This window comes from Brevundimonas nasdae, from assembly GCF_019395145.1.
Taxonomy (GTDB): Bacteria; Pseudomonadota; Alphaproteobacteria; order Caulobacterales; family Caulobacteraceae; genus Brevundimonas; species Brevundimonas nasdae.
This window is the reverse complement of the sequence record NZ_CP080034.1, coordinates 1,219,398-1,242,836: the sequence shown is the minus strand read 5'-3', so window position 1 is coordinate 1,242,836 and position 23,439 is coordinate 1,219,398. Positions and strand designations below refer to the sequence as shown.

The 23,439-nt window shown below is 64.6% G+C and carries 26 protein-coding genes, 2 tRNA genes, 1 other RNA gene and 1 pseudogene; 10 read left to right on the top strand and 20 right to left on the bottom strand.

Translation table 11 applies throughout. From position 1 onward, the window contains the following. Nucleotides 1–61 precede the first annotated feature (61 nt). The gene (locus KWG56_RS06080; protein ID WP_219354111.1) at nt 62–1,216 is read left to right on the top strand and encodes a low temperature requirement protein A; all 1,155 of its coding nucleotides are present in this window, start codon (nt 62–64) and stop codon (nt 1,214–1,216) included. A gap of 3 nt (nt 1,217–1,219) precedes the next feature. On the opposite strand, the gene KWG56_RS06075 is transcribed toward KWG56_RS06080, so the two are convergent. The 4 genes from KWG56_RS06075 to KWG56_RS06060 form a co-directional block, all read right to left on the bottom strand. Then, nucleotides 1,220–3,571, bottom strand: a complete 2,352-nt coding sequence (locus KWG56_RS06075) for an ATP-dependent helicase (RefSeq protein WP_373274042.1) — start codon at nt 3,569–3,571, stop codon at nt 1,220–1,222. Between the two features lie 138 nt (nt 3,572–3,709). Next, the gene (locus KWG56_RS06070; protein WP_219354110.1) at nt 3,710–4,426 is read right to left on the bottom strand and encodes an SIMPL domain-containing protein; all 717 of its coding nucleotides are present in this window, start codon (nt 4,424–4,426) and stop codon (nt 3,710–3,712) included. Between the two features lie 27 nt (nt 4,427–4,453). Next, nucleotides 4,454–4,678, bottom strand: coding sequence for a ribbon-helix-helix domain-containing protein (locus tag KWG56_RS06065; RefSeq protein ID WP_201100972.1), 225 nt, complete (start codon nt 4,676–4,678; stop codon nt 4,454–4,456). Further along, a complete protein-coding gene (locus KWG56_RS06060) occupies nt 4,675–5,097 on the bottom strand; it encodes a YbaY family lipoprotein (RefSeq protein ID WP_201100971.1) in 423 nt (140 codons plus the stop codon). The genes KWG56_RS06065 and KWG56_RS06060 overlap by 4 nt, the downstream gene beginning before the upstream one ends. A 105-nt stretch (nt 5,098–5,202) precedes the next feature. Here KWG56_RS06060 and KWG56_RS06055 point away from each other — a divergent pair, with 105 nt between their 5' ends. After that, nucleotides 5,203–6,099, top strand: a complete 897-nt coding sequence (locus KWG56_RS06055) for a DMT family transporter (protein WP_244999664.1) — start codon at nt 5,203–5,205, stop codon at nt 6,097–6,099. A 3-nt stretch (nt 6,100–6,102) separates the two neighbouring features. Here KWG56_RS06055 and KWG56_RS06050 read toward each other — a convergent pair whose 3' ends face one another. Together KWG56_RS06050 and KWG56_RS06045 are read right to left on the bottom strand one after the other, a co-directional pair. Then, entirely contained in the window at nt 6,103–6,279 is a 177-nt protein-coding gene (locus KWG56_RS06050; RefSeq protein ID WP_219354108.1) for a DUF4169 family protein, read from the bottom strand. Between the two features lie 3 nt (nt 6,280–6,282). Next, the gene (locus KWG56_RS06045; RefSeq protein ID WP_219354107.1) at nt 6,283–7,539 is read right to left on the bottom strand and encodes a patatin-like phospholipase family protein; all 1,257 of its coding nucleotides are present in this window, start codon (nt 7,537–7,539) and stop codon (nt 6,283–6,285) included. A gap of 167 nt (nt 7,540–7,706) precedes the next feature. On the opposite strand from KWG56_RS06045, the gene KWG56_RS06040 reads away from it, so the two are divergent. Both KWG56_RS06040 and KWG56_RS06035 read left to right on the top strand, forming a co-directional pair. Further along, the gene (locus tag KWG56_RS06040; protein WP_201100967.1) at nt 7,707–7,946 is read left to right on the top strand and encodes a DUF2171 domain-containing protein; all 240 of its coding nucleotides are present in this window, start codon (nt 7,707–7,709) and stop codon (nt 7,944–7,946) included. Between the two features lie 101 nt (nt 7,947–8,047). Further along, entirely contained in the window at nt 8,048–8,434 is a 387-nt protein-coding gene (locus KWG56_RS06035) for a YccF domain-containing protein (protein WP_219354106.1), read from the top strand. Nucleotides 8,435–8,503: 69 nt separating this feature from the next. On the opposite strand, the gene fumC is transcribed toward KWG56_RS06035, so the two are convergent. Beyond that, nucleotides 8,504–9,895, bottom strand: a complete 1,392-nt coding sequence (gene fumC, locus KWG56_RS06030) for a class II fumarate hydratase (RefSeq protein WP_219354105.1) — start codon at nt 9,893–9,895, stop codon at nt 8,504–8,506. 59 nt (nt 9,896–9,954) lie between these two features. Here fumC and KWG56_RS06025 point away from each other — a divergent pair, with 59 nt between their 5' ends. Continuing rightward, entirely contained in the window at nt 9,955–10,323 is a 369-nt protein-coding gene (locus KWG56_RS06025) for a RusA family crossover junction endodeoxyribonuclease (RefSeq protein WP_201100964.1), read from the top strand. Between the two features lie 3 nt (nt 10,324–10,326). Here the strand turns inward: KWG56_RS06025 and KWG56_RS06020 are convergent, their stop codons facing one another. The 3 genes from KWG56_RS06020 to miaA all read right to left on the bottom strand — a co-directional run bounded on the left by KWG56_RS06020 (nt 10,327) and on the right by miaA (nt 12,182). Beyond that, a complete protein-coding gene (locus tag KWG56_RS06020; RefSeq protein ID WP_201100963.1) occupies nt 10,327–10,800 on the bottom strand; it encodes an SspB family protein in 474 nt (157 codons plus the stop codon). 113 nt (nt 10,801–10,913) lie between these two features. Beyond that, nucleotides 10,914–11,283: a transfer-messenger RNA gene (gene ssrA / locus KWG56_RS06015) on the bottom strand. Between the two features lie 26 nt (nt 11,284–11,309). After that, complete coding sequence (miaA, locus tag KWG56_RS06010; protein WP_219354104.1) at nt 11,310–12,182, bottom strand: tRNA (adenosine(37)-N6)-dimethylallyltransferase MiaA; 873 nt, start codon at nt 12,180–12,182, stop codon at nt 11,310–11,312. An 84-nt stretch (nt 12,183–12,266) separates the two neighbouring features. Here miaA and KWG56_RS06005 point away from each other — a divergent pair, with 84 nt between their 5' ends. Further along, complete coding sequence (locus KWG56_RS06005) at nt 12,267–13,349, top strand: Mrp/NBP35 family ATP-binding protein (protein WP_219354103.1); 1,083 nt, start codon at nt 12,267–12,269, stop codon at nt 13,347–13,349. 81 nt (nt 13,350–13,430) lie between these two features. Beyond that, nucleotides 13,431–14,528 carry an NADH:flavin oxidoreductase gene (locus KWG56_RS06000; RefSeq protein ID WP_219354102.1) on the top strand — a complete coding sequence of 366 codons (1,098 nt, stop codon included), beginning with the start codon at nt 13,431–13,433 and terminating at the stop codon, nt 14,526–14,528. Between the two features lie 24 nt (nt 14,529–14,552). Here KWG56_RS06000 and KWG56_RS05995 read toward each other — a convergent pair whose 3' ends face one another. Both KWG56_RS05995 and KWG56_RS05990 read right to left on the bottom strand, forming a co-directional pair. Then, the gene (locus tag KWG56_RS05995) at nt 14,553–14,873 is read right to left on the bottom strand and encodes a YbjQ family protein (RefSeq protein WP_219354101.1); all 321 of its coding nucleotides are present in this window, start codon (nt 14,871–14,873) and stop codon (nt 14,553–14,555) included. A 9-nt stretch (nt 14,874–14,882) separates the two neighbouring features. After that, nucleotides 14,883–15,410, bottom strand: coding sequence for a dihydrofolate reductase (locus KWG56_RS05990; protein WP_219354100.1), 528 nt, complete (start codon nt 15,408–15,410; stop codon nt 14,883–14,885). Nucleotides 15,411–15,467: 57 nt separating this feature from the next. On the opposite strand from KWG56_RS05990, the gene KWG56_RS05985 reads away from it, so the two are divergent. Next, nucleotides 15,468–16,052: a DUF2846 domain-containing protein gene (locus KWG56_RS05985; protein ID WP_219354099.1), complete on the top strand. Its 585-nt coding sequence runs from the start codon at nt 15,468–15,470 to the stop codon at nt 16,050–16,052. A 43-nt stretch (nt 16,053–16,095) separates the two neighbouring features. Here KWG56_RS05985 and KWG56_RS05980 read toward each other — a convergent pair whose 3' ends face one another. From KWG56_RS05980 to KWG56_RS05955, 6 genes are all read right to left on the bottom strand, one after another. Continuing rightward, complete coding sequence (locus KWG56_RS05980; RefSeq protein WP_201100956.1) at nt 16,096–16,767, bottom strand: aquaporin; 672 nt, start codon at nt 16,765–16,767, stop codon at nt 16,096–16,098. Between the two features lie 80 nt (nt 16,768–16,847). Beyond that, nucleotides 16,848–17,147 (bottom strand): nucleoside triphosphate pyrophosphohydrolase family protein, encoded by a 300-nt coding sequence (locus tag KWG56_RS05975; RefSeq protein ID WP_236261456.1) that lies wholly within the window; start codon nt 17,145–17,147, stop codon nt 16,848–16,850. After that, nucleotides 17,144–17,992 carry a nucleotide-binding protein gene (locus tag KWG56_RS05970; protein ID WP_219354098.1) on the bottom strand — a complete coding sequence of 283 codons (849 nt, stop codon included), beginning with the start codon at nt 17,990–17,992 and terminating at the stop codon, nt 17,144–17,146. Before KWG56_RS05970 ends, KWG56_RS05975 begins: the two co-directional genes overlap by 4 nt. Next, nucleotides 17,989–18,846, bottom strand: coding sequence for a thymidylate synthase (locus tag KWG56_RS05965; RefSeq protein ID WP_219354097.1), 858 nt, complete (start codon nt 18,844–18,846; stop codon nt 17,989–17,991). The genes KWG56_RS05970 and KWG56_RS05965 overlap by 4 nt, the downstream gene beginning before the upstream one ends. A 167-nt stretch (nt 18,847–19,013) precedes the next feature. Then, nucleotides 19,014–20,327 (bottom strand): SH3 domain-containing protein, encoded by a 1,314-nt coding sequence (locus KWG56_RS05960; RefSeq protein ID WP_219354096.1) that lies wholly within the window; start codon nt 20,325–20,327, stop codon nt 19,014–19,016. Between the two features lie 79 nt (nt 20,328–20,406). Continuing rightward, nucleotides 20,407–20,949 carry a DUF924 family protein gene (locus tag KWG56_RS05955; protein WP_219354095.1) on the bottom strand — a complete coding sequence of 181 codons (543 nt, stop codon included), beginning with the start codon at nt 20,947–20,949 and terminating at the stop codon, nt 20,407–20,409. Between KWG56_RS05955 and ilvC the strand changes: the two genes are divergently transcribed. Then, nucleotides 20,948–21,967 carry a ketol-acid reductoisomerase gene (gene ilvC / locus KWG56_RS05950; RefSeq protein WP_219354094.1) on the top strand — a complete coding sequence of 340 codons (1,020 nt, stop codon included), beginning with the start codon at nt 20,948–20,950 and terminating at the stop codon, nt 21,965–21,967. The genes KWG56_RS05955 and ilvC overlap by 2 nt on opposite strands. Nucleotides 21,968–22,019: 52 nt before the next feature. Here the strand turns inward: ilvC and KWG56_RS05945 are convergent. Next, nucleotides 22,020–22,096 (bottom strand) — tRNA-Pro (locus tag KWG56_RS05945). A gap of 198 nt (nt 22,097–22,294) precedes the next feature. Between KWG56_RS05945 and KWG56_RS05940 the strand changes: the two genes are divergently transcribed. Further along, nucleotides 22,295–22,368 (top strand) — tRNA-Gln (locus tag KWG56_RS05940). A gap of 181 nt (nt 22,369–22,549) precedes the next feature. On the opposite strand, the pseudogene KWG56_RS19050 reads toward KWG56_RS05940, so the two are convergent. Next, a pseudogene (locus tag KWG56_RS19050) lies at nt 22,550–23,305 on the bottom strand (tyrosine-type recombinase/integrase); the annotation flags it as partial. Nucleotides 23,306–23,439 lie beyond the last annotated feature (134 nt).

The window sequence follows — 23,439 nt, the reverse complement described above, 5'->3', positions numbered from 1 at the left end:
ATCCGGCGGGACAGCGACAGAATGTCGCGCTAACCTTGCTCTCCAAAGCGGGAGAGCGAGCATGGCGTCGTTGTTGCGAAAACGGGTGAAGGGCGAACATGCCCGTGTGGGCTTTGTCGAACTGTTCTTCGACCTGGTCTTCGTCTTCGCCATCACCCAGGTCAGCCACGGACTGCTGGCGCATCTGACGCCGCTCGGCGCCGTTCAGGCGGCGATGCTGCTGGCCGCCGTGTGGTGGGCCTGGATCTTCACCTCATGGATGACCAACTGGCTCGATCCCGAGACTGTGCCGGTGCAGGCCGCGCTGTTCGTCCTGATGGGGATCGGGCTGGTGATGTCGGCCTCGCTGCCGCACGCCTTCCAGGAGACGGGGCTTTCGTTCGCACTCGCCTTCGTCGGCATACAGGTGGGCCGCACCGCCTTCATGGTCTGGGCGATGCGTGCGGACGAGGGCCTGAGGCGTAACGCCGTCCGTATTCTGATCTGGCTGACGGCATCGGCCGTTCTGTGGATCGCGGGCGGTCTGGCTGCGCCCGAACAGCGCCTCTGGTTCTGGCTGGCGGCGCTGGCGGTCGAATATGCGTCTCCGGCCCTGTATTTCTTCGTGCCCGGTCTGGGGCGGTCCCGCACCGAGGACTGGACCATCGAAGGCGGGCATATGGCCGAACGCGTCGGCCTGTTCGTCATCATCTGTCTGGGCGAGACCCTGCTGGTGTCCGGCGCGACTTTCGGGGAACTGGACTGGTCGTCGGCCAAGGTCTGGGCCGCCTTCATCTCGGCCATTCTGTCGACCGTGGCCATGTGGCGGCTGTTCTTCAGCCAGGCGCACGAATCTGCGTCTGAGGCCATCATGCACGCTGCGGATCCCGGGCGTGTGGCGCGACGGGCCTATACCTATTCGCCCATTCTGGTCATCGCCGGGATCATCGTGGTGGCGGTCAGCGATGAACTGGTGCTGGCTCATCCCAGCGGTCATGTCTCAATGGCCACAGCCCTGACGCTGCTGGGCGGGCCGATCCTGTTCCTTCTGGGAACGGCGGTGGCGGGCTGGGCGATCTGGCGGCACGTCAACTGGACGCGGCTGGTCGGCTGCGCCGTGCTGGCGACTGGGTGGCTGGTGGTCCCGTGGACGACGCCTCTGACCCTCAGCATCGCAACAACCATCGTCCTGATGGCCATAGGCGTGTGGGAAAGTCTGCGGCCGCCACAGGTCTGAAGATCAGGTGTCCGCCTTCTCCACGAAGCTGTCGATCACGCGCTTTTCGCCGGCCTTGTCGAAGTCGACCAGCAGCTTGTTGCCTTCGATGACGCGGACGGAGCCGTAGCCGAACTTCTGGTGGAAGACGCGCTCGCCCTTGGCCCATTTCGAACTGGACTTGGCGGCGGTTGCGATCAGGCGTCCATCGCCTTCGATCACGGCCTTGCGGGCAGGGATGCGCGCGGGCGTCTGGGCGGCGGTGTAGGATTGGGCGCGTTTCCAGCCGGGCGAGGAATAGCCGCTGCCGAAGGACGGGCTTTCGTCCCACCGGCTCTTGGCCTCCTTCATGCCGGTCGAGGCGCCGTAGTAGCCGGTGTCGGACTGTGGATCGACATGGGCGATGGGCAGTTCGTCGACGAAGCGGCTGGGCAGTTGCGAGGTCCAGCGGCCATAGACCAGACGGTTGGCGGCGAACGAAATCCGCGCATCCTTCTTGGCGCGGGTGACGCCGACATAGGCCAGGCGGCGTTCTTCCTCCAGGCCCTTTTCGCCCTTCTCATCGATGCTGCGCTGGCTGGGGAAGACGCCTTCCTCCCAGCCCGGCAGGAAGACCAGCGGGAACTCCAGCCCCTTGGCGCCGTGCAGGGTCATGATCTGCACCGCGCCGTCGCCGTTGGGGTCGTCATTGGCGCCCCGATCCAGGTCCATGACCAGCGAGACGTGCTCCAGATAGGCTTGAAGCGTCTCGAACTGCTGCATCGACTGGACCAGTTCCTTCAGGTTCTCCAGCCGCGTCTGGCCGCTGGTGCGGTCGGCCTTCTGCATGTCGGTGTAGCCGCTTTCCTCCAGCACGGTCTCCATGACCTGCCAGTGCGGGGTGTCGTCCGCCAGGGCGAGCCAGCGGTCCAGATCACGCACGAAGTTGGACAGGGCCGTGCGTGTGCGGGCCTGAAGCTCGTCGGTGTTAATCAGGCCGCGCACAGCCGTCAGCGCCGATAGATCATGTTGCCGGGCGATCTGCAGGATCTTCTGCACTGAGGTGTCGCCGATACCGCGCTTGGGCACATTGACGATCCGTTCGAAGGCCAGGTCGTCGTCTTCGGACAGGATCAGGCGCAGATAGGCGTGGGCGTCGCGGATTTCGGCGCGCTCGAAGAAACGCGGGCCGCCGATGACCGTATAGGGGATGGCCAGCATGACCAGACGTTCTTCAAACGCACGCATCTGGAACGAGGCGCGGACCAGGATGGCCATGTCCTTGTATTTCAGTCCCGGCTGGCCCGCGTGGGGCCTGCGCGCGGTTTCGATCTCGTCGGCGATCAGTCGGGCCTCGGCCTCGCCATCCCAGACGCCGCGCACGCGAACCTTGTCGCCGCTGTCGTCCTCGGTCCACAGGGTCTTGCCCAGACGATCGCGGTTGCCTGCGATCAGACCGGATGCGGCGCCCAGGATATGGCTGGTTGAACGATAGTTCCGCTCCAGCTTGACGATCCTGGCGCCGGGGAAGTCGCGTTCGAAGCGCAGGATGTTGTCCACCTCGGCGCCGCGCCAGCCATAGATCGACTGGTCGTCATCGCCGACGCAGCAGACATTGCCGGTGGAGGAGGTCAGCAGCCGCAGCCACAGATACTGGGCGACGTTGGTGTCCTGATATTCGTCCACCAGAATATAGCGGAAACGGCGGCGATATTCTTCAGCCAGGTCCGCGTGTTGCGACAATATGGTGATGTTGTGCAGCAGCAGGTCGCCGAAGTCGCAGGCGTTCAAGGACCGCAGGCGCGCCTGATAGGCGGCGTACAGGCCCTGGCCCTTGCCATTGGCGAAGTCTTCGCCCGGCGGCAGCTTGTCCGGCGTCCAGCCGCGGTTCTTCCAGTGATCGATCAGGCCGCTGAGCGACTTTGGCGTCCAGCGTTTGGTGTCGATGTTGGCGGCTTCCAGAAGCTGCTTCAGCACCCGTTCCTGATCGTCGGTGTCCAGGATGGTGAAGCTGGATTTCAAGCCGACCAGTTCGGCGTGGCGACGCAGAATCTGGGCGGCGATGGAGTGGAATGTGCCCAGCCAGCGCAGCCCCTCGGCCGATGGCCCGATCAGGTGGGTGATCCGCTCGCGCATCTCGCGCGCGGCCTTGTTGGTGAAGGTGACGGCCAAAAGCTCCCATGGCTTGGCCCGCCCGGTCGCCAGGATATGGGCCAGCCGGGTGGTCAGAACCCGCGTCTTGCCGGTGCCGGCGCCCGCCAGAACCAGCACCGGACCTTCGGTCGTCTCGACCGCCAGACGTTGTTCGGGGTTCAGGCCCTTCAGATAGTCGACGGCCTCATGCGGCGGCTGGGCGCGCGCGAGGTCGGAAATGCGGGGGGCGGGGAAATCGGTCACTGAATGGGTCTTGTGGCTGGACGGAACCAGGCCGTCAGAATCTGATCAGGAGAACATAAGCAGCACAGAGGACAAAGTCAGTCCCTTGTCTGCACGTCTGCACGCGGGCGAGACGCCCCGTCGACTAGCGTCTGTCGGTCAGCGCAGGCGGTAGCTGATGGTCGTGACGACCCTGATCTTCTTGTTCAGCGCCGAGGACTCATCGCCTGATCCGTCGCGCGGCAGAATCTCGAACGATCCCTGTCCGGCGGACTTGATGGGGCCCAGAGGCGCCCCGGAATCCTTGGCGAACTGTTCCGCGCCCGTGCGGGCGGCGGCGGTGGCTTCGGCGATCATGGCCGGACGTACGTCGTTGAGCTTGGTGAAGATGTAGGACGGGCCCTGGAAATCCTGGAGCACCACGCCCTGACGGACCAGGTCATTCAGGCTGCGGGTCGTGGTCTGGACGCGGTCCACGTCATTGGTGCGGACGATGACGGTCTGGGCCAGGATGAAGCGTGGGCCACCGGTCTGGCTGGCGTATTCGCGTGAACGGGTGTCGGTGACCTCCAGACGTCCCAGATCGACGGACGCATCAGGATAGGCCTGCGCCTTCAGGAACTGCCGCACAGTGGCCAGGTCACCGTCGATGCGGGCCTGAACCTCGGACAGGACATCGCCGGAGGCCGTAAAGCGGATCGGCAGCACCGCCAGATCGGCCTCAACGTCCTTTTCCGCCAGACCGCGCACGGTGACGGATCGGTCGCCCGCCCGCGCGTTGACCACGCCCTGACCAATCAGGGCGCCGCCGCCGACCAGACCGATGGCGAGCAATCCGCCGACGACGGCTGCGGGGATCAGGCGGGCGTTGTCCATGATTTGGTTCCTTTGGGTTCGCGGACGCTACGACGGCTTGCCGTGTTCCGCCACCCAATCCAGCGCCAGAAGACGACAGGCCGAGGCCAGCGGGCGTCGTCCGCGGTTGGCGTCGACATCGGCCAGCAACTGCGCCTTGCTGAGCGCGCGCGTCTGAGCGATGCGGTCCAGAACCGCCCAGAATTCAGGTTCCAGCGCGACCGAGGTCGCATGTCCGGCCAGAACGACCGAGCGTTTGCTCAACCCGCTCAACGGATGGACTTCAGCACAATCTCTGCAGACGTCGGTGCGCCGTTGGTCAGGATGGGCGTGTGGGTGTCGGTCACAAACACCAGGGCGCCGGACGGATCGCGGATGTCGGCGCGCACCGCATAGGTGTGACGCGGATCAATCTCGGCGCTGGAGAAGGCCAGGGTCAGGCGATAGGGCGGGCCGCCGGCAATGGGCTCATTGGCTTCGGCCAGAACCCGCGCAGGCGCGTCGGCCAGACTGACATCCTCGACACGGACGTTCAGCACGTGGCCGGGCGGCAGCATGATGCGCTCGCGATAGAAGGCGGTGACGTGCACGACCGTGGTTCCCGTGGTGACATCGGGCGGGGCCACGGGCGCAGGCGTTGCGCAGGCGGCCAACGTCAAGGCGGCAGGCAGGATGATCGGGGCGAAGCGCATGGAGAAACTCCTTTTGGTCCAGTATGCCACACCGAAGCTTTGCGGGGGAGCGACGCTTTCTGAATACCCATGATAAGGGACGGTTCCCTCGCTGGAGCCCGCGTTTTGAACAGGTCATTCGTCGCCGTCGCTGTCACGATCTGCGCCCTGATCTGGGGCACGACCTGGTTTGCGATCACATTGCAGCTGGGGTCGGTGGAGCCCATCGTTTCGGTCGTGTGGCGTTTTGGCCTTGCGGCTGCGGTTCTGTTCGGATTTTGCGCCGTGAGCCGCCGGCCCTTGCGCCTGACGCGCAGCCAGCATCTGGCGGCCATAGGGCAGGGGGCGTTCGTCTTCGCGATCAGCTACGCCTTTGTCTATGCAGCGGAGGCGCAGGTCGCCTCGGCGGTTGTCGCCGTCATCTTCGCCGCGCTGGCGTTTGTGAACCTGGTCCTGTTCCGGGTTCTGGGCGGCCAAAAAGCCTCATCCGCCGCCTGGTGCGGCGCGGCGCTGGGCGTCGTGGGGGTCGGCGTCCTGTCCTTTGGTCAGTTGTCGGGGGCGGGGGCGGGGGCGGGGGCGGGGCTGGACCCCGGACTGGGCGTGATTTTCGCCATCACGGCGGTGTTGGCTTCGGCGCTTGGCAACTGGTTCGCCTGGAAGGGCCAGCAGGCGGGTGCGCCGGTGCTGACCGCCACGGCCTGGGCCATGGCCTATGGCACGGCCATGCTGGCCATCTATGGCGTCTTAACGGGCGTCACCTGGCGGATCGAACTGACGCCCGCCTATGTGCTGTCGCTGCTCTATCTGTCGCTGTTTGGATCGGTGATCGCGTTCGGCCTGTATTTCAGCATCGCACGTCAGCGGGGCTATGCGCTGGCCAGCTATATCTCGGCGCTGACGCCGCCCATCGCCATGCTGGTGTCCGTATTTTTCGAGGGCGCCCGCTTCGGGTGGTCGGCCTTGATCGGTCTGGGGCTGGTGCTGGTCGGACAGGTCCTGCTGATCCGCGCGCCCAAGGCCTGAGCCTCAGTCGTCCAGCTTTTTCCCGTCGAGCAGCCGGGATGCGCGTTCGCTTTCCTTCGCCGACGCCTGTTTCTCGGCCTTGGTGCGACCGTGGGCCACGCGGTTGGCCGAGGCGCGCGAGCGGTCTTCAGCCTTTGCTCGGTCTTTGCGAGCCCGATTCAAGTTCACGATCTCGCCCATGGACTATTCCTTGGGCTGGGCGGGTTGGGCCGATTTTGCGGGATCGGATTCCGGCGGCAGGGCCAGAGCCGTGGGCACCTCAGCGTCCGGGATCGTTGCGCCAGTGATCAAGGGTCGTCCGACCGATTGCTGATCCAGTCGGGTCCAGGCGTCAGCGGTTCGACCGCGCTGGCGGCCCAGATCGAACATCGCCGTCATAGTCTCCTGATCGAACTTGAGACTGGAGGCCGAGACGTTGTCGGGGATGGCGGACAGGGACATGTCCAGACCGTTGCGCTGGGCGAAGGCGGCGGTGACGGCCAGGTGGATGCGCAGCGAGGCCTTGCTCATGCTGTCATAGGTGCGGGCCAGGATGCCCGAGATGCGGCCCGGTGTTACGCCGTCATTGCGGCCGACCTGTCCGTTGACGATGACGTACAGGGCGCCGACGCGACCTTGGTTATCGGGCCGTGTCCACAGCATCAGGTCTTCCGGGATCGCCAGGAAGGGGGTGTTCACCCCGCCGTCGACGTGCATTTCCAGCGCGACTTCATTGTTCGACTGAAGCCCTGCGATCAGCACGGGCGGGAAGACCCCCGGGATGCTGGCGGAGGCGACCAGCACCTCTTTGAATAGTTCGCGGGCGTTGTCGTCACCCTGAGCCGCCAGAAGCCCCATGTCCCAGATGACGGTCTCTTCGCTGTCCAGGTCCGTAGTGGCGACCAGCAGCTTGCGCCCCGTAGCGTTTTCACGGGCGACAGCGGCCATCAACTCGGGCGTGACGTTCTGATCGACCAGATCGCGCAGAACCTTGGACGAGAACAGGCTGGGGTTCAGGAAGGCGGCGAAACTGCGCCAGCTCAGAATATTGTCGGCGGCCCCGCTGGTGTAGGCCTGCTGGAGTTCGTCATCCCACTCCGGGCCGAGGTAGGCGAACGGGGCGGCCAGGGCGCCGGTGCTGACGCCGGTGACCACGTCGAAGCGCGGGCGGTCGCCATGATCGCTCCAGCCCACCAGAACGCCTGCGCCATAGGCGCCGTTGGCGCCGCCGCCTGACAGGGCCAGCATGGTGGTCGGATGATCGCTGCGCAGGCGTCCGCCGATCTCCTGGGTGAAGGCCTGAAGGCGGGCGCTGTCGTTGGCGCGGATGCGCGGGTCCGCCGCCTTGATCAGCGTGCCGTCGGTGATTCTGAGCGGCCCGACCGGCCGGTCCAGGGTGCCGCATGCAGACAGGGCCAACGCCATGACAAGGCCCAGCAGGCCAGCACCGATCCGTGGCATTCGCTATGTTCCAACCCTGTTTCGCGCGCCAGCGTTGTACAATCCGCAGGAGCCTTCTGTCATCACAGGAAGACGAAGCCGCCGACCTGCAAGCGCCGCAGTTTGAAACTCGCTACGCGCCATCGCGTTTCCAAAGCCAGGACAATCCTGCCCGAAAGGAGAAGCTCATGTTTAATTCCTCTCAGATCAAGGAACACCTCGAAGTCGTCGGTTCGGACGGCGGCCATGTCGGCCGTGTCGACCATCTGCTCGGCGACCAGATCGAACTGGCCAAGATGGATCTGGCTGGCGGATTCAAGCACCACATGATCCCGACCAGCTGGGTTGACCGCGTGGATGACAAGCATGTCCACCTCAACCTGACCAAGGATGAAGCCAAGGCGCGCTGGACGGAAAAGCCGCACTAGTCTTCGTCATCGCCTGACTGAAAAAGGCCCCGCTGTCGCCAGCGGGGCCTTTCGCGTATCTGTGCGGGTGTCGTGAATGGCGCGACGTTGGAGCGACATCCTTGATCCGTCTGATCCTGAATCTGCTGTGGTTTGTCCTTGGCGGCTGGCTGTCCGGGCTGTTGTGGCTGTTGGGCGGCGCGATCCTGGGCCTGACCATCGTCGGCCTGCCATGGACCTTTGCGGCATGGCGCATCGCCAGCTACTCGTTCTGGCCGTTTGGGCGCGAGATCGTCTGGCAAGAGGCGCACCCGGTCGCCGGTTGCCTGGGCGTCGTGCTGAACATCGTCTGGTTCGTGGTCGCGGGCTGGTACATCGCCCTGTCGCACCTGATGATCGCGGTGGCTGAGTTCGTTTCGATCATCGGCATTCCGTTCGCGCTGAAACACCTTGAACTGGCCAAGCTGGCCCTGGCGCCGGTCGGGCGCACGATCCGCGACAAGCGATAGAGGCTGCAAAAACGAAAATGGCCGGTTCTCGCAGGAGAACCAGCCATCCTTGGGTGATCTGTGTCAGGCTCAGCCCGGCGAAATCATCTTCTCGGGACGCACGGCTTCGTCGAACTCGGCGTCGGTCAGATAGCCTCCGCCGACAGCCTCTTCGCGCAGGGTGGTGCCGTTCTTGTGCGCGGTCTTGGCGATCTTGGCGCAGATGTCGTAGCCCAACTTGCCGTTCAGCGCCGTCACCAGCATCAGCGAGTTGTTCAGGCCGCGCGCGATATTGTCCTCGCGAGCCTCGATGCCGACGACGCAGTTGTCAGTGAAGCTGATGGCCGCATCGGCGATCAGGCGCACCGACTGCAGGAAGTTATAGGCCATAACCGGGTTATAGACGTTCAGCTCGAAATGCCCCTGCGAACCGGCGAAGGTCAGGGCGGCGTTGTTGCCGAATACCTGGACGCAAACCTGGGTCAGGGCTTCGCACTGGGTCGGGTTGACCTTGCCCGGCATGATCGACGAGCCCGGCTCGTTCTCCGGCAGGGCCAGTTCGCCCAGGCCCGACCGCGGGCCGGAGCCCAGGAAGCGGATGTCGTTGGCGATCTTGAACAGAGATGCGGCGACCGTGTTGATGGCGCCGTGGCTGAAGACCATGGCGTCGTGCGCCGCCAGGGCCTCGAACTTGTTCGGCGCCGTGGTGAAGGGCAGGCCGGTGATCTCGGCGATCTGGGCCGCGACCTTCTCTGCAAAACCAATGGGGGCGTTCAGGCCGGTGCCGACGGCGGTGCCGCCTTGCGCCAGCTCCATCAGCGCGGGCAGGGTCTGCTCAATGCGTTTGATGCCGTTCTCGACCTGCTGGGCGTAACCGCCGAACTCCTGGCCCAGGGTCAGGGGGGTGGCGTCTTGCGTATGCGTGCGGCCGATCTTGATGATGTGCGCCCAGGCGTCCGACTTGGCCTTCAGCGCGGCGTGCAGGTGCTTCAGCGCGGGCAGCAGGTCGTTGACCACCTGTTCGGCGCAGGCGACATGCATGGCCGTGGGATAGGTGTCGTTGGACGACTGGCTCATGTTCACGTGGTCGTTCGGGTGGACCGGCTTCTTGGAGCCCATCTCGCCGCCCAGAATCTCGATGGCGCGGTTCGAGATCACCTCGTTGGCGTTCATATTCGACTGGGTGCCGGAGCCGGTCTGCCAGACGACCAGCGGGAAATGGTCGTTCAGCTTGCCTTCAATCACTTCGTTGGCGGCCTTGACGATGGCGTCGGCCAGAGCGGGGTCCAGCTTGCCCAGATCACGGTTGGTTTCGGCCGCGGCGCGCTTGACGATGCCCAGGGCGCGCACGACGGGCAGGGGTTGCTTCTCCCAGCCGATCTTGAAGTTGCCCAGCGACCGCTGCGCCTGGGCGCCCCAGTAGCGATCGGCGGCGACCTCGATGGGGCCGAAGGTGTCGGTTTCGATGCGGACGTTGCTCATGCGCGGGACTCGTCTCTCAGGCGTGGCGATTGGTTGCGCGGCGGTGTAGCACGCAAGTCATGCAGGGCAAGACGAACGGCGATTGGATCGGGACCGGAAAGGTCCGCGCACGGGAAGACGGCGATGCTGTCGAGATCGTCATCGACGGCCTGACGACCCAGGCCAAATACTACAAGCCGTTGGTCTATGAGTTCATGCGCAAGGAATGGTCGTCACGCCCATCCTGGGGCGACCATGTCGTTGAAATCCGCATGGAGCACGTCGGTGATCCGCCGTGGATGGACCTGGATAACCTGGCCAAGGCCCTGCTGGATTCGATCAAGGGCTATCTGTTCCACGACGACAGCCAGGTCGCGCGGTTGGTGGTCGAGCGCAATGAGGGCGAAAAGGAGCGGATCACGATCCGCTCCTATCCACGGGTGCGCTGAGGCCTATTTTTTGCGGAACTGATCCAGCGAGACGACCTTGGGGCCGTCAGAGATCGGCGGCGTGTCCTTGGGCGGGGTCGGTTCTTCCTCGATCGGTTCGACGATTTCCGGCTCCTCGAACTGCAGCAGAAACTGCACGCTGGGATCATAGAAACGCGTGATGGCCGAGTAGGGCATGACCAGATGCTTGGGCAGTCCGCCGAACCGCAGCTTGACCGAAAACTGGTCGGCGTCGACGGCCAGATCCTCGTACTGGTGTTGCAGCACCACCGTCATTTCCTCGGGATATTTGGCGAGGATGTCCGGCGGAACGCTGACCCCTGCGGCGCGGGTCTTGAACGTGATGTAGAAGTGATGGGCGCCGGGCAGACCTTCGGCCAGCACGTGTTCCAGCGCCGATCTGACGACGCCTCTCAGGGCCTCGTGCGCCAGACGCTCGTACTGCATCTCATCGACCGGAGGGGCTTGGTCGCTCATCGTCACCTCATAACCTGAGCGCGACTGATAGCGGCGACGGGCCTCGCGCGAAAGGGATCATTAAGGTGAACCATCGCGATTTATGGCGACAGACCCCTGATCATATTTTGGAAAGTGCCGGGGGTTCTGTTGCCAGGCCCCCCGACGGGCCCCGCCCAAGGATCTGAACCCCTAGGACTTAAGATTCGAAATCACCCGAACCGCATTACGCGGCGAGAGCGACTTCTCCAGCGAAGTTATCGTTCGCAGTTAGAAAATGGCCCGATACGGTGGGCCAGGACGAGCGAAAGCAATCCTCTTTACACGTCCGTCGATGCTAGTCGGCCCCATGCTGCCTCCGCCGATAACGCGGGGAGAAAGTTGGTGGAGCCGCCGGGAATCGCACCCGGGTCCGGTCCGCTTATTACAAGCGCGTTTATCGCCATAGTCCGGCCGAAACCGGACAAACCCAATATAGGGCTTGTGCGGGCGCATTCCAAGCGCCGCCTGTTTGGATTGGGATTTTCCCTTTAGACCCTACGCCATCCGGGCGTCTGATTGCGGAACCAGGTCAGTTGCCGTTTGGCGTAGTTCCTTGTCGTCTGTTTGAGAGCATCGACGGCCTGACCACGAGAGAGCTCACCCTTGATGAGAGCGGACAGTTCACGCACACCGACCGCCTTCATGGCGGGAAGCGCGGGCGATAGGTTGCGGGAAACGAGAGCTCGAACCTCATCCAGGGCGCCGTGTTCCATCATCAGATCCACGCGCTGGTCGCAGTTGTCATAAAGACGCTGGCGATCCGGTTCGATCACCAGACCGGTCCAGCTGCCGGGCGGCAGCAGGGGGGTGGTTTCGGCCTGCCATTGGCTAAGGGCCTGACCGCTGGCGGCGTGAACGCTCATCGCCCGGATCAGGCGCTGGCGATCTCCGCGTTCAATACTGCGTGCTGCGGGGCCATCCACTTCGGCAAGACGGGCGCGAAACGAGGCTTCGCCCACCGCGAGATACTCAGCCTCGACCTGATCACGCACCTCATTCGGCACGGCGGGAATGTCCGCCAGGCCGCGCGTCAGGGCGGTGAAGTAAAGTCCAGTCCCGCCAACCAGAATGACGGGGCGTCGCTCAGCGGTCAGTGCGTTCACCAGATCGAGCGCCGCCCGGCTCCATCGCCCAACCGACCATGCGTCTGCCGCATCCGCCACGCCATACAGTCTGTGATCGGCCTGCGCCTCTTCTTGGACCGAGGGACGCGCCGTCAGAATGCGCAGATCGGCGTACAGTTGCTGACTGTCGGCGTTGATGATCACGGCGCCGGTTTCGCGCGCCATCTTCAGCGCCAGCGCGGACTTGCCCGAGGCGGTTGGCCCGGCGATCAGGGTGACTAATGGCGGTTGGGACAAATGGAGGCTCGCAGGTCGTGTCTGACGGCGATAGAACGCCCGGCTTATCGCCTGCAAGCGCCCGCATGTTTTTGGGAGACCGCCTTGGTCGAACGTTCCGCCGTCATCGCCGCACTCGACACTGTCATTGATCCGGTTTCGGGGCAGGGGCTGGTCGCCGCTGGTCTGGTTCAGGGACTGGTGGTGGCCGACGACCGGGCCGGTTTCGCGTTAGAGGTCGACCGCAGTCAGGCCGCCGCCTATGCGCCGGTTCGCGACGCGGCTGAGACGGCGTTGAAAGCCATTCCAGGCATGGCGCGAGTGTCGGTCATCCTGACGGCGGAAGCCAAGCCGGGCCTGAGCAAGCCAGCAGGCACCCCGCGCACCGCCGGTCTGTCCAAGGCCGCCGTCGATCAGGGGCGGGCCAAGGCGCCGGTGGCGACGGATCGTCCGGCCCATGTCCGCCGGGTTCTGGCGGTCGCCAGCGGCAAGGGCGGCGTGGGCAAGTCCACGGTTGCGGTCAATCTGGCGGCGGCGCTGGCGGCGCGCGGCCTGTCGGTCGGCATCCTGGACGCCGATGTATATGGCCCGTCACTGCCGACCATGCTGGGGATCAGCGGCCAGCCTGCCTATGAGGACGGGGCTATCGTTCCCCATGTCGCGCACGGCCTGAAGGCCATGTCGGTGGGACTGCTGACCAAGATGGATGACGCCATGATCTGGCGCGGGCCAATGGCGTCCCAGGCGATCACCCAGATGCTGACCCAGACGCGCTGGGGCACGGCGGAGGCCCCGCTGGACGTCCTGGTGGTCGATCTGCCGCCCGGCACCGGCGACGTGCAATTGACCCTGATCCAGAAGACGCCGTTGGACGGCGCGGTCATCGTCTCCACCCCGCAGGAAGTGGCGTTGGCGGACGCGCGACGCGCTCACACCCTGTTCCAGCGGGTCAATGTTCCGACCTTGGGTCTGATCGAGAACATGAGCGGTCCCGTGTTCGGGCAGGGCGGCGCGAAGGCCGAGGCGGAGCGTCTGTCCATTCCGTTCCTGGGTGACCTGCCGTTGGATGCGGCGTTGAGGGAGGGCGGGGACGCCGGACGCCCGCCTGTCGCGGTCGATCCAGATGGGGATGTTGCGGCCCGGTTCGCAACTGTCGCCGAGCGCGTAATTTCCGGTCTGAACCTTTAGGAAAAATAGTCGGCCGGAAGGGTTTTCAAACGCAACCCTAACCGCCACCTTGGTCATTACCAATCGCCAATGGAGCGCTTTATGAGCGTCGACGCCCTTTTCCAGCCGTTCAAGATCAAGAACCTGACACTGCCCAACCGGATCGTCATGGCCCCCATGACCCGGTCCTTTTCACCGAACGGCATCCCGACGTCGGACGTCGCGGGCTATTATCGCCGGCGTGCCGAGGGCGGGGTGGGCCTGATTGTCACCGAGGGCACGGTGATCGAACGTCCTGCCGCCCGAAACGACGTCAATGTGCCGGTCTTCCATGGTGAAGCCCTGCCGCAGTGGAAGTCGGTCGTGGATGAGGTTCACGCGGCGGGTGGTCTGATCGCGCCGCAGATCTGGCACGTCGGATCAGCCCGTGGCCAAGGCGCGGACTGGACGCCGCTGGGCAAGGTGGACAGCCCTTCCGGCTTCACCCTGCCGGGCAAGGCCAAGTATGAGCCGATGACCGAGGAGGACGTGGCCGACACGATCGCCGCCTTCGGCAAATCGGCGCGGGCGGCGCGAGACGTCGGCTTCGACGCCGTAGAGATCCATGGCGCCCACGGCTATCTGATCGACCAGTTCTTCTGGGGCGGGTTGAACGCCCGCGAAGACCGCTGGGGCGGCCCGACCATCGCAGATCGCACCCGCTTCGGCGTCGAGGTGGTCAAGGCGATCCGCGAGGGCGTGGGCGACGACCTTCCCGTCATTCTGCGGCTGTCGCAATGGAAGCAGCAGGATTACGCAGCGCGCATCGCCGAGACGCCGGATCAACTGGTCGAGTGGCTGGCGCCGCTGTCAGACGCGGGCGTCGATGTCTTCCACTGCTCGCAGCGCCGTTTCTGGGAGCCGGAGTTTGAAGGCTCGGACCTCAACTTCGCAGGTTGGACCAAGAAGCTGATCGGCAAGCCGACCATCACGGTTGGCTCGGTTGGGCTGGACGGCGAGTTCATCGCGGCGTTTGGCGGGGAAGGGTCGCGTCCGGCGTCGCTGGACGGTCTGATCCGCCGCCTTGAAAATGAAGAGTTCGATCTGGTCGCCGTGGGCCGCGCCCTGCTGGCTGATCCGCAATGGGTCAACAAGATCAGGGACGGCCGCACCAGCGAACTGCAGAACTTCGAACGTGAGGCGCTTGCGACACTGTCGTAGGACTGCGGCGTCGGGCCGGTCTGGTCACACCGGCTCGACGATCACGCCCGTGCCGTAGCAGAGGACTTCGGTCACGCCCGGCATGATCTCGGTGGCGTCATAGCGTACAGCGATGATGGCGTTGGCGCCGTGGGCCTCGGCATGTTTGACCAGTTCGTCAAAGGCTTCCTGGCGACCGGCTTCAGCCAGCTTGACATAGGCGCCGACCCGCCCGCCCAGCATCGACTGGACGCCGCCGATGGCGTCGGAGATGGCGTTGCGCGAGCGCACGGTCACGCCGCGCACCAGGCCGATGTGGCGGGTGACGCGAAAGCCGGGCAGGTCGTTGGTGGTGGTGACGTACATCAAGGTCTCCTAGCGGCGCTCAAGAACGCGGAATGTGAAAGCGTGATCGTCCTTCTCACCCGCTGGATGAGATTCGGCCGATGCCTCGATCCAGTCTGTCTGATCAAACGGCGGAAATACGGCGTCGCCTTCCGGGCTGGCGTCCACCTCGGTGATGTAGAGGCGTTTCGCGCGGGGCAGGGCGGCCTCGAACAGGGCCGTGCCGCCGATGATGCAGATCTCCTCGACACCATCGTCTTGCGCCGTCTCGCGGGCGATTTCGATGGCCTCATCCAGCGTGAAGCAGACCAGGGCGCCCTTGGCCCTGCCGTCGGCTTCGTAGGATTCGTCCTTGGTCAGCACGATGTTCAGGCGGCCGGGCAGGGGTTTCAGCGGCAGACTCTCCCAGGTCTTGCGGCCCATCAGGCAGGGCTTTCCGACCGTGATCGCCTTGAAGCGCTGAAGGTCAGAGCGCAGCCGCCAGGGCAGGTCGCCGTCACGGCCGATGACGCCGTTTCGCCCACGAGCGACGACGAGAGAAATCTTGGGCTGGGACAAGAACCGTCACCGTATCCGTGCGTTGGAGGAGGCCATTCAATGAACGCGAGCCCGCCTGTGAGCAAGTACGTCCCCGCCATCGTCGTCGGTTTCCTGGTCGCCTTCGTGGTGTCGGCCGGGTTCTCGATGCTGTTGCGATCCGCAGGCGTGTCGCCCGGCATGACGCCCATGTTCATTGGCGGCTTCCTGGGCGTGTTCACCGCCTACATCATGGCCAACCTGGCCGGGACGAAGCGGGGCAAGGCGGCGACGGCGGAGCAGAAGCAGGCCGTGCTGGATTTCCGCCCTGAGCCCGGAAAGGCGATGCTGATCGTCTTTCGCGAAGGCTTCGTCGGCATGGCGGCGGGCATGGACCTGCTGATTGACGACCAGTTCGTCGCGCAGCTTAAAAGCCCACGGTTCACCGCGATTTCCGTCGAGCCCGGCGGGCATCAGATTTCGATGGCCTTCGGCGGTCTGGCGGGCAAACAGAACAAGCCGACGCTGGAAGGCTTCATCGCCGCGCCGGGTGAGATCATCGCCTTTCGTGCCACTATGGCGATGGGTGCGTTGAAGAACCGCATCCTGCTGGAGCGGATCGAGAGCCGCGACACCCTGACCCTGCGTCTGAAGCCGATGACGATGATCGCGCCGTCAGTATGAAAGCGGTCGGGGATGGCGACAGGCCATCCCCGACCTTGCGGCGTCAGGCGTCTGGCTCGAGCAGCTTCAGGCGGAAGAAGGCCGCGCCGATGACCGCGCCGATGGCGGGGGCGACGAAGAAGACCCAGACCTGCGACAACGCCTGACCGCCCGCCAGAAGGGCAGGGCCGAAGCTGCGCGCCGGATTGACCGACACGCCGGTCACTTGGATGCCGACGATGTGGATCACCGCCAGGGTGATGCCGATGGAGACGCCGGCGAAGGCGCCATGCCCCTTGGCACCGGTTACGCCCAGAATGGCGATGACGAAGATGGCGGTCGCCACGATTTCAAAGATCAGGGCCGCGTGAAGCCCGTAACCGCCGGGCGATCCGGCGTCGAAGCCGTTCTGGCCCAGATTGGCGAAACCGGTCTTGGCGATCAGACCCAGGATGGCTGCGCCGATGACGGCGCCGATGAACTGGGCGACCCAATAGACCAGCATGTCCTTGGCGCTGATCCGTCCGGCGACGAAGGCGCCCAGGCTGACCGCCGGATTGACGTGGCAGCCTGAGACCGGGCCGATGCCATAGGCCATGGCGATGATGGCGAAGCCGAACGCCAGGGCGATGCCCAACTGACCGACATGGTCAAAACCGCCCAGGACGGCGGCGCCGCAACCGAAAAGCACGAGAACTGCGGTTCCGACCAATTCGGCCGTGAACTTCTTCAACATGAGAGTTTCCCCCGTTCTTCACCCGCACCATCGCGGATGAGCAGAGGTTGCTCTGAAAACCACCGGTTGACCACCTGTCGTTACGACTTGTGTTCCAGCCACTTGAGCCATTTCCGCTGCATCGCCTGATCCAGGTCGATTCCCGCTCTGGCGCAGTAGATCAGCAGCATGCCCAGCACATCCGCCGCCTCATCGCCCAGGGCCTGGGCGTCCGGCGTCCCGCGTGCGCGGCTGGACAGTCGCAGATGCTCGGCGGTCAGTTCGCCCAGTTCCTCCTGCAGCTTCAGCAGCGCCCAGTCGCGGTCGCGGTCGATGCTGTGTTCGGCGGCGTAGATGTCGGAAATGCGTAAGACTGAGGCGGTCAGGTCGGATAGGGTCAAGAAACGGTCGTCCATCGTGTCGCAAGCTGGCCGATCGGCGGCATGGGGGTCCAGGCTTCTTCAGGATCGCCGCCCTGAGGGACGAAATAGCCGAAAGCGCGGGTCCAGACCTCGATCATCGGTTGTCTGAAGGTGACGGTGGCCAGATGCTCATTGACCTGGCCGGACAGGACGCCGTCGGCGACGCTGTTCAGGAAGTTGAAGGCCTGGGTCAGGGCTTCGGTGGCCACGCCGTCGGGATCGTCGGAGATATGGAAGGGGATGCCCGCGCGCAGCACGGCGCGAACGGCGATCAGAGCTTCTGAGTTCCAGGTCGCGACCAGGCTCTGGGTCAGTTGCAGCGGCGTCTGCGCCATCATGGGCGATGTGCTGGCCGTAGGCAGGGTGGCCGGTTCTGCGCGCAGAGCGTGCCGCACCCGGTTGCAGGCGGGGCCCAGCGCCGCGCGGAGATTCCCGTCGCGCCGGTCGGCGACGTACCGGAGCGGCTCCACCCCGACCAGATCGGACGGCAGATGCATTTCATGCTCAAACGGCACGACGAAGAAACATCGCCGCGGTCCCAGCGCGCCGACGAACAGGCCCAGTTCAAAGATCACATTGTCGCGCACCACAGGCAGGGCCGAGCCGCGCATATGCAGGACGTCGTCGGGCGTGAAGACGAAGATGGCGAACTTGGCCTGGCGCGTGAAGGCGTACAGGTCGACCAGGGCCGCGCTGGACGGCTGGAATACACCCTGCGGCCAGACGGTCGGCTCGCAGTCGAACTCAAGATTTTCCTGGATCGCATAGGCCACCTCCAGCCCCTCGACCGAGGAGCCGATGAAGACCGGCGGCCTGACGCTCACTTGGAGACCAGGGCCTTGATATGCGGCCAGGCCTGATAGTCGTTCAGGATGAAATCGGACAGTTCGTAGGCGAACAGGTCGGCCTTGGGCGTCAGGCTCATGGTCGGCAGGGGCAGGGGCTCGCGCGTCAGCTGAAGCTCGGCCTGTTCCAGATGGTTCAGATACAGGTGGGCGTCGCCGAAGGTGTGGACGAACTCGCCTGGCTCCAGACCCACGACCTGGGCCACCATCAGGGTCAGCAGGGCGTAGGAGGCGATGTTGAACGGCACGCCCAAGAAGATGTCGGCGCTGCGCTGATACAGCTGGCAGCTGAGTTTTCCGTCTGCGACGAAGAACTGGAACAGGCAGTGGCACGGCGGCAGGGCCATGTCGTCCACGTCCGCCGGGTTCCAGGCGCTGACGATGTGGCGCCGCCCGTTCGGATTGGTCTTGAGCCCGTGAACCAGTTTCTCAATCTGGTCGATGACGCGGCCGTCCGGCGCCGTCCACGAGCGCCACTGCTTGCCATAGACGGGGCCAAGCTCGCCCTCGGCGTCTGCCCATTCGTCCCAGATGCGGACGCCGTTCTCCTTGAGCCAGCCGATGTTGGTCTCGCCGCGCAGGAACCACAGCAGTTCGATGATGATCGAACGCAGGTGCAGCTTCTTGGTCGTCAGGACGGGGAAGCCCTTGGCCAGATCAAAGCGAATCTGGCGACCGAAGACGCCAAGGGTGCCGGTGCCGGTGCGGTCGTCGCGGCGCACGCCATTGTCGAGGATGTCCCGCAGCAGGTTCAGATACTGCCATTCGGGGTGATCCGTCGGCGCGGCGTCCGTGCGGGCCTGAAGATCAGCGGGGGCGACCTGAGCGTTCATGGGTTGAGCGTGCCTCAGAAAATGATTCGTGGCCCCCGATAATTCCGTCGCCTGGATGGGCGTCCACAAGAAATCGAATCAGCGGACTAGAGAATGATCGTCATCCGCGGCTCAGCTCAGTCTGAATGACAATAAAGCCCGCCGACATGCGGCGGGCTTTCACTGGATCAGCGGCTCAGGCGTTCACCCTGAAGCCAGCCGATGTTGTCGTCGGCGTCCAGCACCTCGACCCAATCGCCTTCGACCTTTCCCGTTGGGAAGACGACGGTTTCGGCGGCCAGGGGGCGGATCACGGCGCCATCCGGAGCCGATCTCAGGACGGCGGGCGCCTGGAGGCGGCGGGTGGCCATCGACGGTGCGGCGGCCGCGCGGCGCATTTCTTCTTCGCGACGGACTTCATCGCGGATGCGGCGACGCTCTGCCTCGCGTTCGCGCTCCACACGCTCCTGCTCGCGACGTTCGGTCTGCTCGCGCTGTTCAGCTTCGGCGCGGATGGCTTCGCGGTTGGCGCGCGTGACTTCGGGGGTGGACGAGCCCATGCCGCCCAACTGGGTCACCATGTCGGCATAGCCGCGAACAAGGGCCAGGGCGATGATCTTGCCTTCGTCTTCTTTCTCATACCCGGCGCCGACGCGACCGCCGAAGTGGTTGTCGCGGATCCGCAGACGGCGGACATCATCCTTATTGGCCGTCGAACGGGCGTGGCCGACGGTTTCCGCCAAAGGCACGCTGGTCAGGGAGAAGACGATCTGGGCGTCTTCCTTGCCGCGGCCGATATCCTTCTTGATGTCGCGAATGCGGTTGACCGTGCTGGCGTTCAACTGAGCCGCCTGCTGTTGCTGCGCGCCCTGGCCGGTCATGCCGCCGACGGCGTTGGCGGCCATGCTGAGGGCCTGCATCTGCATGGGGTTGAGGCCGGCAGCATCGCCGCCCCCCAGTCCGGCCAGCCCGCCCAAGCCGCCGAGCCCTCCCAGGCCGCCGCCGCCGAAACCGCCGCCGTCTCCTGTCAGGGTGCTCGCCGCCGCCGCGACGCCGACGTTGAGCAGGGCGCGGCCGCCCGCTGACGCCAGACCTCTCAGCATGCCGGAACGTTGAGCTTCCGCCGCCGCGTCGATTGGATTGGCCAGTTCAGCGACCAGGACGAAGTCCGCCGTTCGGGCGCGTCCGGCGCCGCTCATTTCGCGTTCACGCTCAACGACATTGAGGCCGGGACCACGCTCGATCAGGGTGAAGCAGCCGGAGTCGCGAATGAGCGTGCGCAGCAGCTCGGTGGGGGCGCCCATGCCCATCTGGCTGAAGAGGACACCCTGGGTTTCGGCGATGGCCACCGTCCCCAGGTTCTGAGTGCAGCGCGGGGTTTCATTGATGACGGTTGCGGGCGCGTTGTTGTTGCGGCGGCCCAGAATTTGCGCGTCAGCGGCAGTCGTGAATGTGAACGTCAGCGCGACAGCGGCGCTTAGACCGCAAGCAAAATGTGGCATGATTCCAGCGAACAGTTGTCAAAAAACGGCGGCACTTAGCCTTGCTGCGGCTGAATGACAACTGTTCAGTTTGCCGCTGTCACCCGCCAAAGCCGCCTTCGTCCAGGAACGCTTGCTCGTCTGGCGTCGTCTCACGGCCCAGACAGGCGTTGCGGTGCGGGAACCTGCCGAAGCGGACGATGATGTCGCGGTGAACGCCGCCCCATTTCTCCAGCTCGGCGTCCCCGGCGACCAGCTCCATATAGCGGTCCTGATCTTCGATCCGTTCTGAATGTTCGAACGGCAGAAGGAGGAAGTTCATCAGGTCCGGTTCGACCTGCAGATGGAATCCGCGCTCGACCGCCTGTTTGGCGAACATCAGGGCCAGAGGATCGGTGGCGAACTGATGCGCCGTGCCGCGGAAGCTGTTGCGGGGATATTGGTCCAGCAGGATCAACAGGGCCAGCGCCCCCTCAGCCGTCTGCATCCAGTCGTCCAGACCGCGACGGGCGGCGGTCCAGTGTGCGGCGCGGCAGCTGTCGCGGAAGACGGTGTCGAAGGCCTCGTCCTTGGCGAACCACTTGGCGGGGCCGGCGTCTTTCCAGAAGGCGACGACGGCGGATGGGGTTATGAGAACGGTCATGACCCAGACCCTACCCAATCCTCTGCCTGTCTTCCATGACCGCGATTGCGACCTGTCGATCATACGCGGCAAGCGCGTCGCCGTGATCGGTTACGGCAGCCAGGGCCGCACCCATGCCTTGAACCTGCGTGATTCCGGCGTGTCGGACATCGTGATCGGGCTGAAGGCCGATTCGAAGACGCGGGCGCTGGCGCGGGCGGACGGATTCGTCGTCATGACGGCAGGCGAAGCGACGACGGGCGCCGATGTGGTTGCGGTGATGACCTCGGACGAGGCGCATCGCGACCTGTGGCGCGACGAACTGGAGCCGAACATCAAGTCTGGCGCGGCCCTGATCTTCGCCCACGGCCTGTCGGTGCGATTCGGACTGGTGTCCCCGCGCGCCGATCTGGATGTGATTCTGGCCTCGCCCAAGGGAATCGGGCCGCGCATCCGTGATCTGTACGAGGCCGGGGAGGGCGTCTTCTGCCTGTTTGGCGTGAATCAGGACGCCACGGGCGGGGCGCACGCGCTGGGCCTTTCCTATGCGGCGGCGCTGGGCTGCGGGCGCAAGGGGATTCTGGAAACCACCATGCGCGATGAATGTGAGAGCGATCTGTTCGGGGAGCAGGTGGTTCTGTGCGGAGGAATCGCCGAACTGATCGATTCGGCTTTTATGAAGCTGGTCGACGCGGGATATCCGCCCGAAGTCGCCTGGTTCGAATGTTTCTATGAAACCAAGCTGGTCACAGACCTGATGTACGAACGGGGAATCGCCGGCGCCTTCGCCAAGATATCCAACACGGCGGAGTACGGCGCCTATCTGACTGGGCCGCGCGTGATCAATGCCGCGTCACAGGCGGCGATGGACGAGGTTCTGGCCGAGGTTCAGAGCGGCGGCTTCGTGAAACGGCTGATAGCGGACTATGACGCGGGATCGCCTGACCTCCTGGCGCGTCGCAAGGCGCTGGGCCTGCGCACCATTGAACAGGTCGGCGCGCACCTGAATCTGGTCGCCAAGGCGGCGAACGACGCATGAAGGCTGGCCCCGAAGGGGCTGGCTCAACACATTGATTTCAATGAAGAGAAGATGGTCGGAGTGAGAGGATTCGAACCTCCGACCCCTGCGTCCCGAACGCAGTGCTCTACCAGGCTGAGCCACACTCCGACCGTGGGAGCGGGCCTTGCGGCGTCGCCCCGAAGTGAGGACGCGGCTTATAGCTATGGGATTCCGACCTCGCAAGCACCCATTTCACCCTTTTTGCAGCGGTCGAAAATTGTCTTGAAAGAGGGTGTTGCATCCCAAAACGGTTTGGCCTATCTGACCGCCTCCGCCGCAGAGACGTGGCGGAAACGCCGGACCTGCTGGGGAATGGTGTAATGGTAACACTCCGGTTTTTGGTACCGTCATTCTAGGTTCGAGTCCTAGTTCCCCAGCCACCGCCCTCACTGCATTTGAGCCCTTTTGACCCCTCCTCAGGGATGTGGGTTTTACACTGGGTTTTACAGTTGGCGTTTTGTTCTGGGTCTCCCGGAGCCTCGTGATCATTCCCAATCCGATGGCCTCGCCTGTGACGTAGCGGCGGGCGATCTCCTTCACCCGTTGGAGTTCCCACCCCAGGATCGTGGCGACGTCGTCGAGCGGCAAGCCGGCCAAAATGTAATTGGTCGCCGCGGTGCCTCTAAGATCGTGGAATCGGAGGCCCTCAAGGCCGGCCGTGGCTTGGGGGCCGCCGGCCTTGCGGGCCTCCGCGTCAGCCTCGTCACGGGCTCTTTGGACGCCGCTATCCAAGCCGCGTCCAGGAGGCGTCCAAGGCGTTCCGTCAGATGTCGCCAGAATCGTTGGGCACGACCCGCGTTCGAGCGAGTCTAAGACTTCACGCGCGGCGTCTGTGATCGGTAGGACGACGCTCTTGCGTCCGCGGCTCTTGCCCGTCTGCCAGACGATCGCGTGTTCCTTCACGGTCGACCAAGGCAGGGCCAACAGGTCGTTTTTGCGCAGGCCTGTGACAGACGCCAGGCGGATGGCGGCGGCGACCTGCGGATCGGCATAACGCAGGATCGTCTCGAGGTGGTGCGGTTCCCAGATAATGTCTGCTCGATTGACCCTGTAGATCCGAGGGAAGTTGGCGACGGGATTGGTCTGCAGGTCTCCGCGGTTGACGGCCCAGTTTAGAACCAGAGAAAGCGCGCCCAGCAATTCGTCGGCGGTCTTGGGCGTGTTCGCTCGCCTGTCTCGCCAGTTGAGAAGGAATGAGCGCGCCTTCGGGGCGGTGAGGGCGGTCAGGGTAAGGTCGCCCAACTCCTTGCGCACAATGTCCAAGTGTTTGCGACGGTCGGTCTTCGTCCGAGGTGCGAGCGACTTGTCCTTGTTCATCAGTTCAAGGTAGCGCGTGATCAGGCCGAACAGCGTCAGGGCGTCAACGGGGCGCTCGATGGAGCGATCCTGGGTGCGATAGGCTTCCATGGCTGCGGGCGCCTTGCGGGCGACCAAACGCGCTAGGCTGCGTG

Coding starts and splice junctions, on each gene's coding strand:
- KWG56_RS05955 (WP_219354095.1), bottom strand. CDS start 20,949: ATGACCGTTCTCATAACCCCATCCGCCGTCGTCGCCTTCTGGAAAGAC.
- KWG56_RS06025 (WP_201100964.1), top strand. CDS start 9,955: ATGCAGGGCAAGACGAACGGCGATTGGATCGGGACCGGAAAGGTCCGC.
- KWG56_RS05960 (WP_219354096.1), bottom strand. CDS start 20,327: ATGCCACATTTTGCTTGCGGTCTAAGCGCCGCTGTCGCGCTGACGTTC.
- KWG56_RS05995 (WP_219354101.1), bottom strand. CDS start 14,873: ATGTACGTCACCACCACCAACGACCTGCCCGGCTTTCGCGTCACCCGC.
- ilvC (WP_219354094.1), top strand. CDS start 20,948: ATGACCCAGACCCTACCCAATCCTCTGCCTGTCTTCCATGACCGCGAT.
- KWG56_RS06040 (WP_201100967.1), top strand. CDS start 7,707: ATGTTTAATTCCTCTCAGATCAAGGAACACCTCGAAGTCGTCGGTTCG.
- KWG56_RS05965 (WP_219354097.1), bottom strand. CDS start 18,846: ATGAACGCTCAGGTCGCCCCCGCTGATCTTCAGGCCCGCACGGACGCC.
- KWG56_RS06020 (WP_201100963.1), bottom strand. CDS start 10,800: ATGAGCGACCAAGCCCCTCCGGTCGATGAGATGCAGTACGAGCGTCTG.
- fumC (WP_219354105.1), bottom strand. CDS start 9,895: ATGAGCAACGTCCGCATCGAAACCGACACCTTCGGCCCCATCGAGGTC.
- KWG56_RS05980 (WP_201100956.1), bottom strand. CDS start 16,767: ATGTTGAAGAAGTTCACGGCCGAATTGGTCGGAACCGCAGTTCTCGTG.
- KWG56_RS06080 (WP_219354111.1), top strand. CDS start 62: ATGGCGTCGTTGTTGCGAAAACGGGTGAAGGGCGAACATGCCCGTGTG.
- KWG56_RS06060 (WP_201100971.1), bottom strand. CDS start 5,097: ATGCGCTTCGCCCCGATCATCCTGCCTGCCGCCTTGACGTTGGCCGCC.
- KWG56_RS06050 (WP_219354108.1), bottom strand. CDS start 6,279: ATGGGCGAGATCGTGAACTTGAATCGGGCTCGCAAAGACCGAGCAAAG.
- KWG56_RS06045 (WP_219354107.1), bottom strand. CDS start 7,539: ATGCCACGGATCGGTGCTGGCCTGCTGGGCCTTGTCATGGCGTTGGCC.
- KWG56_RS06000 (WP_219354102.1), top strand. CDS start 13,431: ATGAGCGTCGACGCCCTTTTCCAGCCGTTCAAGATCAAGAACCTGACA.
- KWG56_RS06070 (WP_219354110.1), bottom strand. CDS start 4,426: ATGGACAACGCCCGCCTGATCCCCGCAGCCGTCGTCGGCGGATTGCTC.